General features: G+C 72.2%; 5 protein-coding genes. 4 read left to right on the forward strand and 1 reads right to left on the reverse strand.

Going from position 1 to position 6385, the window contains the following annotated elements; genetic code table 11:
* Positions 1 to 57: 57 nt before the first annotated feature.
* Positions 58 to 1713, reverse strand: a complete 1656-nt coding sequence (locus tag STRAU_RS25730; protein ID WP_016643327.1) for an acyl-CoA carboxylase subunit beta — start codon at positions 1711 to 1713, stop codon at positions 58 to 60.
* 127 nt (positions 1714 to 1840) lie between these two features.
* Here STRAU_RS25730 and STRAU_RS25735 point away from each other — a divergent pair, with 127 nt between their 5' ends.
* From STRAU_RS25735 to STRAU_RS25750, 4 genes are all read left to right on the forward strand, one after another.
* Positions 1841 to 2785 (forward strand): biotin--[acetyl-CoA-carboxylase] ligase, encoded by a 945-nt coding sequence (locus tag STRAU_RS25735; RefSeq protein WP_016643328.1) that lies wholly within the window; start codon positions 1841 to 1843, stop codon positions 2783 to 2785.
* A 257-nt stretch (positions 2786 to 3042) separates the two neighbouring features.
* A complete protein-coding gene (locus STRAU_RS25740) occupies positions 3043 to 4239 on the forward strand; it encodes an adenylate/guanylate cyclase domain-containing protein (RefSeq protein ID WP_016643329.1) in 1197 nt (398 codons plus the stop codon).
* A 43-nt stretch (positions 4240 to 4282) separates the two neighbouring features.
* On the forward strand, positions 4283 to 5074 hold the full coding sequence (locus STRAU_RS25745) for an enoyl-CoA hydratase/isomerase family protein (protein ID WP_016643330.1): 792 nt from the start codon (positions 4283 to 4285) through the stop codon (positions 5072 to 5074).
* 105 nt (positions 5075 to 5179) lie between these two features.
* Positions 5180 to 6328: a GGDEF domain-containing protein gene (locus STRAU_RS25750; RefSeq protein WP_016643331.1), complete on the forward strand. Its 1149-nt coding sequence runs from the start codon at positions 5180 to 5182 to the stop codon at positions 6326 to 6328.
* Positions 6329 to 6385: the final 57 nt, after the last annotated feature.

Here is a 6385-nt window from a genome sequence, read left to right on the forward strand (position 1 = left end):
GGGAGCTTTGTGGGGGTGGGGCTGGGGTTGTTGTTCGGCTGGTTGTTGTTCGGTTGATTACAGGGGGATGTTCCCGTGCTTCTTCGGCGGCAGCGACTCCCGCTTCGTACGCAGCTGACGCAGCCCGCGTACGAGGTGCGAGCGGGTCTCCGACGGCAGGATCACCGCGTCGATGTAGCCGCGCTCCGCCGCCGTGTACGGGTTCAGGAGCGCGTCCTCGTACTCCTGGATCAGCCGTGCGCGCGTGGCCTCCTGGGCCTCTGGCTCGCCGGCCGCCGCGATCGTGCGGCGGTGCAGGATGTTCACCGCGCCCTGCGCGCCCATCACTGCGATCTGCGCCGTCGGCCAGGCGAGGTTGAGGTCGGCGCCCAGATGCTTGGAGCCCATCACGTCGTACGCCCCGCCGAACGCCTTGCGGGTGATGACGGTGATGAGGGGCACGGTGGCCTCGGCGTACGCGTAGATCAGCTTCGCGCCGCGGCGGATGATGCCCGTGTGCTCCTGGTCCACGCCCGGCAGAAAGCCCGGCACGTCCACGAACGTGATCACCGGCACGTTGAACGCGTCGCAGGTGCGCACGAAGCGCGCCGCCTTCTCGGACGCGTCGATGTCCAGGCAGCCCGCGAACTGCATCGGCTGGTTCGCCACGATGCCCACGGGGTGGCCCTCGACCCGGCCGAAGCCGGTGATGATGTTCGGCGCGAACAGCGGCTGCGTCTCGAAGAACTCCGTGTCGTCCAGGACGTGCTCGATCACCGTGTGCATGTCGTACGGCTGGTTCGCGCTGTCCGGCACCAGCGTGTCCAGCTCGACGTCCTCGGCCGTCGGTTCGAGGTCCGCCTCCTCCGGGAACGCCGGGGGCTCGCTCAGGTTGTTCGACGGGAGGTACGACAGGAGCGACTTGACGTACTCGATCGCGTCCTTCTCGTCGCCCGCCATGTGGTGCGCCACGCCCGACGTGGAGTTGTGCGTGCGCGCGCCGCCGAGCTCCTCGAAGCCCACGTCCTCGCCCGTCACCGTCTTGATGACGTCCGGGCCGGTGATGAACATGTGCGACGTCTGGTCCACCATCACCGTGAAGTCCGTGATCGCGGGGGAGTAGACCGCCCCTCCCGCGCACGGGCCCACGACCAGGCTGATCTGGGGGATCACGCCGGACGCGTGGGTGTTGCGGCGGAAGATCTCCCCGTACATCCCCAGGGCCATGACGCCCTCCTGGATGCGCGCGCCGCCCGAGTCGTTGATGCCGACCACCGGACAGCCCGTCCGCAGCGCGAAGTCCATCACCTTCACGATCTTCTGGCCGAAGACCTCGCCCAGCGCGCCGCCGAACACGGTGAAGTCCTGCGAGAACACCGCCACCGGGCGGCCGTCCACCGTGCCGTAGCCGGTGACCACACCGTCTCCGTACGGGCGGTTCTGCTCCAGTCCGAAGTTCGTCGACCGGTGCCTCGCGAACTCGTCCAGCTCCACGAACGAACCCTCGTCCAGGAGCAGTTCGACGCGCTCTCGCGCCGTCAGCTTGCCCTTTGCGTGCTGCTTCTCCACCGCCCGCTCGCTGCCCGCGTGCTTCGCCTCGTCGATCCGGCGCCGCAGGTCCGCCAGCTTTCCCGCCGTCGTGTGGATGTCGATCCCGGCGGGCCGGGGTTCCGGATGCGGCTGGGCCTGCTGGGGCTGCGCTGACTGCTCGTTGGGCTCTTGCGGCTCGGACATCGGGGCGCGGCTCCCTGCCTGCTCAGAGGGGACGGTGACGGCTCACGGCTGCTGGCTACTGACTCGTAGCGTATCGGCGTGGATACGCCTGTGCAGTGCGGCGTTTACCACACCTAGGGTGGCTTGCATGACGCCGTCCAATGACTCATCCGACTCATCGCCCGATTCGTCTGCCGGCTCGTCTCCTGGCTCCGGTCCCGGCTCCGGCCCTGGCTCCGGCGACGCTCCCAGCCGGTGGTCCGACCTCGACCGGCCGCCTCTCGACGCCGGCTCCCTGCGTCGCGCCCTCGTCCGCGAGGGGTCCCTGTGGACCTCCCTCGACGTCGTCCCCGACACCGGCTCCACCAACACCGACCTCGCCGCCCGCGCGGACGAGCTGCCCGAGGGGGCCGTCCTCGTCGCCGAGCAGCAGAGCGCCGGGCGCGGGCGGCTCGACCGGCGCTGGAGCGCGCCCGCTCGCTCGGGGCTCTTCTTCTCCGTCCTGCTCAAGCCGGACGACGTGCCCGTCGAACGGTGGGGGTGGCTGCCGCTGCTCACCGGCGTCGCCGTCGCCGCCGGCATCTCCCGCACCGCCGGTGTCGACACCGCCCTGAAGTGGCCCAACGACCTGCTGGTCACCGTCGGCGGCGAAGAACGCAAGGCCGGTGGCATCCTCGCCGAGCGCGCCGGGTCCGTGGGGAGTGGCGGCGTCGTCGTCGGCATCGGCGTCAACGTCACACTGCGCGCCGACGAGCTGCCGGTGCCCGGGGCGGGGTCGCTGGCGCTGGCCGGGGCCGTGAACACGGACCGGGATCCGGTGCTGCGGGCCGTGCTGCGGGAGCTGGAGCGGTGGTACGGGGAGTGGCGGGCCGCGGGAGGTGACCCGGGGGCGGCGCGGCTTCAGGAGGCTTACGCGGCGGGGTGTGCGACGTTGGGGCGCGTGGTGCGGGCGGAGTTGCCCGGGGGGCGTGCCGTCACCGGTGAGGCGGTGGCCGTGGACGGGGACGGGCGGTTGGTCCTCGCCACGGAGGACGGGGTTCGGGAGCCTGTCGGGGCGGGGGATGTGGTGCATCTGCGGGCTGCCGGGGGGTGAGGCCGTCGGGCTGCTTTCCCTTTGTGGGGGTTGTTGCCTCGCCTGTTGTTCGGTTGTGGGGCGGGAGCCCAGGCCGACGGTGCCGGTATGTGGGGGGAGGGGTATCCCCAGGTCGGCGGGGCCCTGGGGCGTGGGGCAGGGTGCGGCGCGGCTCGGAGGGAACGCGCCGGACGGAGTCGGGAGTGAGCTGTGGCACACCTGCCGTAAAGTTGGCGCCGGTCGATATCTGACCGCGGCAGATCGGAAGGGCAGCAGGCGTGACCGTCGACGACACCGGCTCCGGCCAGGGCGCACACCCCGCCCCCGACGGTGACCCCCGCCCCGCGGAAGCGGGCAACCCGCGCGCCGCGGAATCCGGCTCCGCGGACGCCGGGTCCGAGAAGCCGGACGAGCCCGATCTTGGTGAGGACAGCAACCCGCTCGCCCTCCGCCTTGAGCAGTTGATCCTCGGGGCGGACCGGCGCTACACCCCGTTCCAGGCGGCCCGCAGCGCCGGCGTCTCCATGGAACTCGCCTCGCGCTTCTGGCGCGCCATGGGCTTCCCGGACATCGGCCAGGCCAAGGCCCTGACCGAGGCGGACGTCCTCGCCCTGCGGCGGCTCGCCGGGCTCGTCGAGGCGGGGCTGCTCAGCGAGGCCATGGCGGTACAGGTGGCCCGGTCGACCGGGCAGACCACCGCCCGCCTGGCCGAATGGCAGATCGATTCCTTCCTGGAGGGGCTGACCGAGCCCCCGGAACCCGGCATGACCCGTACGGAAGTGACGTATCCGCTGGTCGAGCTGTTGCTGCCGGAGCTCGAGGAGTTTCTTGTGTACGTGTGGCGGCGGCAGCTCGCTGCCGCCACCGGGCGGGTCGTTCAGGCTGCCGACGATGAAGAGATGGTGGATCGGCGGCTTGCCGTCGGGTTCGCCGATCTTGTCGGCTTCACGCGCCTCACGCGGCGTATGGAGGAAGAGGAACTCGGCGAGCTCGTCGAGGCGTTCGAGACGACTGCCGCGGATCTGGTCGCCGCCCACGGCGGGCGGCTCATCAAGACCCTCGGCGACGAAGTCCTGTACGCCGCCGACGACGCCGGTACGGCTGCCGAGATCGCCCTGCGTCTCATCGAGACCATGGCCAACGACGAGACCATGCCCGAGCTGCGCGTCGGCATCGCCTTCGGGACCGTGACGACGCGGATGGGCGATGTGTTCGGCACGACCGTGAATCTGGCGTCGCGGCTCACCTCGATAGCGCCTCGTGATGCTGTTCTGGTGGACGGGGCGCTCGCGGAGGAGCTCGTGCGGACCGGTGACGCGCCCGCCTCCGAGACCGAGGCCGCCGCCCTGGCCGAGAAGGCCGAGAAGGAGGGCGAGGAGCCGCCCGCGTACCGCTTCGCCCTCCAGCCCATGTGGCAGCGGCCCGTCCGCGGGCTCGGCATCGTCGAACCCTGGCTGCTCGCCCGCCGCAGCTGACATGATCTCCGGGTAACGGTCGTTAACCGGAGATGGAGGGGTCATGGAGCGTCGGTTCGGGGACTTCGTGGAGGTGCGGCGGCACGGGTACGTGGCTGAGCTCGCGCTGGACCGGCCCAAGGCCATGAACGCCGTGTCCAGCGCCATGGCCCGGTCGATCGGCGAGGCGTGCGCCGCGCTCGCCGACGACCGTGACGTACGCGTGGTCGTGCTCAGCTCCACGCACGAGCGGGCCTTCTGCGTGGGCGCCGATCTCAAGGAGCGGAATTCGTTCTCCGATGCCGAGTTGGTGCGGCAGCGGCCCGTGGCGCGGGCCGCGTACACCGGCGTGCTCGAACTGCCGATGCCCACCATCGCCGCCGTGCACGGCTTCGCGCTGGGGGGCGGGTTCGAGCTGGCCCTGTCGTGTGACGTCATCGTCGCGGATCCGACCGCTGTGGTCGGGCTGCCCGAGGTCTCCGTCGGTGTCATTCCCGGCGGTGGCGGTACGCAGTTGCTGCCGCGGCGAGTCGGGGCCGCGCGCGCCGCCGAGCTGATCTTCTCCGCGCGGCGCGTGGAGGCCGCCGAGGCCAAGGAGTTGGGCCTTGTGGACGTGGTGGCGGGGGCCGGTGAGGATCGGGACGAAGCGCTGGCGCTCGCCGCGCGCATGGCCGGGAACTCGCCCGTCGGGCTGCGCGCCGCCAAGCGCGCGCTGCGGCTCGGGCACGGGCTCGACCTCCGCGCGGGCCTCGAGGTCGAGGACGCGGCCTGGCGGTCCGTGGCCTTCTCCGGGGACCGGGCGGAGGGCGTCGCCGCCTTCAATGAGAAGCGGACGCCGGAGTGGCCCGGGGAGTAGCAGCCGGGTTCACAGGGGCGGTGTGGGCGGGTGCGGAAGGCCCGTGACCATGGGGTTTCATGCGGCTGGATCTCGCATTGTGTGAAATGTCCGTAACCTGGAGCAATGGGTGAGGATGTCCGGCTGCGTGCCGTCGTGGCCCTGGCGCAGGGCATGGCCGCCGCGCACACTCCGCGCGAGTGCTGGCGGGCCGCCGCCCAGGGCGCCATGATCGCCCTGGGCGGGAGCTTCGCCGCGCTGTCCGTGTGGGAGCGCGAGCGCGGGCGCCTTCGCGTCCTCGCGAACGTCGGTGAACGCGCCGCCGGGGAGGAGGAGTTCCCCGACAACGAGGCATACCCCGTCCACCAGTTCCCGGAGATCACCGAGTTTCTGCACGAGCGGTGGGCCGGGGGCGGGGAGCCGCACGCCTGGGTCGAGACGGCGGGCGGGCCCGGGCCCGGCGACGGGGGCCGCGCGGGCTACTGCCATCAGCGGGTGGCCGCGCTGCGGCGGCGCGGGCGCGGGTGCTGTGTGGTCGCGCCGGTCGTGCTGAACGGGCGGGCGTGGGGCGAGCTGTATGTGGCGCGGCCGTGGGGGGAGCCCGCCTTCGAGCGGGAGGACGCCGACTTCGCCTCCGTGCTCGTCGCCGTCGTCGCCGCGGGCATCGCCCAGACCGAGCGGCTCGAGGAGGCGCGGCGGCTCGCCTTCACCGACTCCCTGACCGGGCTCGCCAACCGCCGCGCGGTCGATCTGCGGCTCGACGAGGCCGTGGAGCGGCACCGGGCCGAGGGGGTCGTGGTGAGCCTCGTCGTGTGCGACCTCAACGGGCTCAAGCGGGTCAACGACAGCCTCGGGCACGCGGTCGGCGACCGGCTCCTGGAGCGGTTCGGGTCGGTGCTCTCGCTGTGCGGGGCGATGCTGCCCGGTGCCTTGGCCGCGCGGCTCGGCGGTGACGAGTTCTGTCTGCTGTCCGTGGGGCCCTCGTCGGACGAGGTGGTGCGCGTCGCCGATGAACTGTGCCTGCGGGCGGGGGAGTTGGAGCTCGGTGACGGGGTCGCCTGCGGGGTCGCGTCCACCGGGGATCCGATCGGTGCGGTGCGGACGGCGCGGCGGTTGTTCCGGCTGGCCGATGCCGCGCAGTACCGGGCGAAGGCTGCGCGGGCGCTGGGGCCGGTGGTGGCCGGGCGCGAGGGCGTCGACGATCCGGTGGTCCGCCTCGCCGACTCGGCCCGCCCGGCGGGGGCGGGGGAGCGGCGCCGCTTCCGCGGCCGGTAGCGGGACGGTTCCGTCGGGCCGGCTGAGCCCCATGTATCGGCACCGTCGGCCTGGGCT

The sequence above is a fragment of the Streptomyces aurantiacus JA 4570 genome (assembly GCF_000414115.1).
Lineage (GTDB): Bacteria > Actinomycetota > Actinomycetes > Streptomycetales > Streptomycetaceae > Streptomyces > Streptomyces aurantiacus_A.

Coding starts and splice junctions, on each gene's coding strand:
- STRAU_RS25750 (WP_016643331.1), top strand. CDS start 5,180: ATGGGTGAGGATGTCCGGCTGCGTGCCGTCGTGGCCCTGGCGCAGGGC.
- STRAU_RS25735 (WP_016643328.1), top strand. CDS start 1,841: ATGACGCCGTCCAATGACTCATCCGACTCATCGCCCGATTCGTCTGCC.
- STRAU_RS25745 (WP_016643330.1), top strand. CDS start 4,283: ATGGAGCGTCGGTTCGGGGACTTCGTGGAGGTGCGGCGGCACGGGTAC.
- STRAU_RS25730 (WP_016643327.1), bottom strand. CDS start 1,713: ATGTCCGAGCCGCAAGAGCCCAACGAGCAGTCAGCGCAGCCCCAGCAG.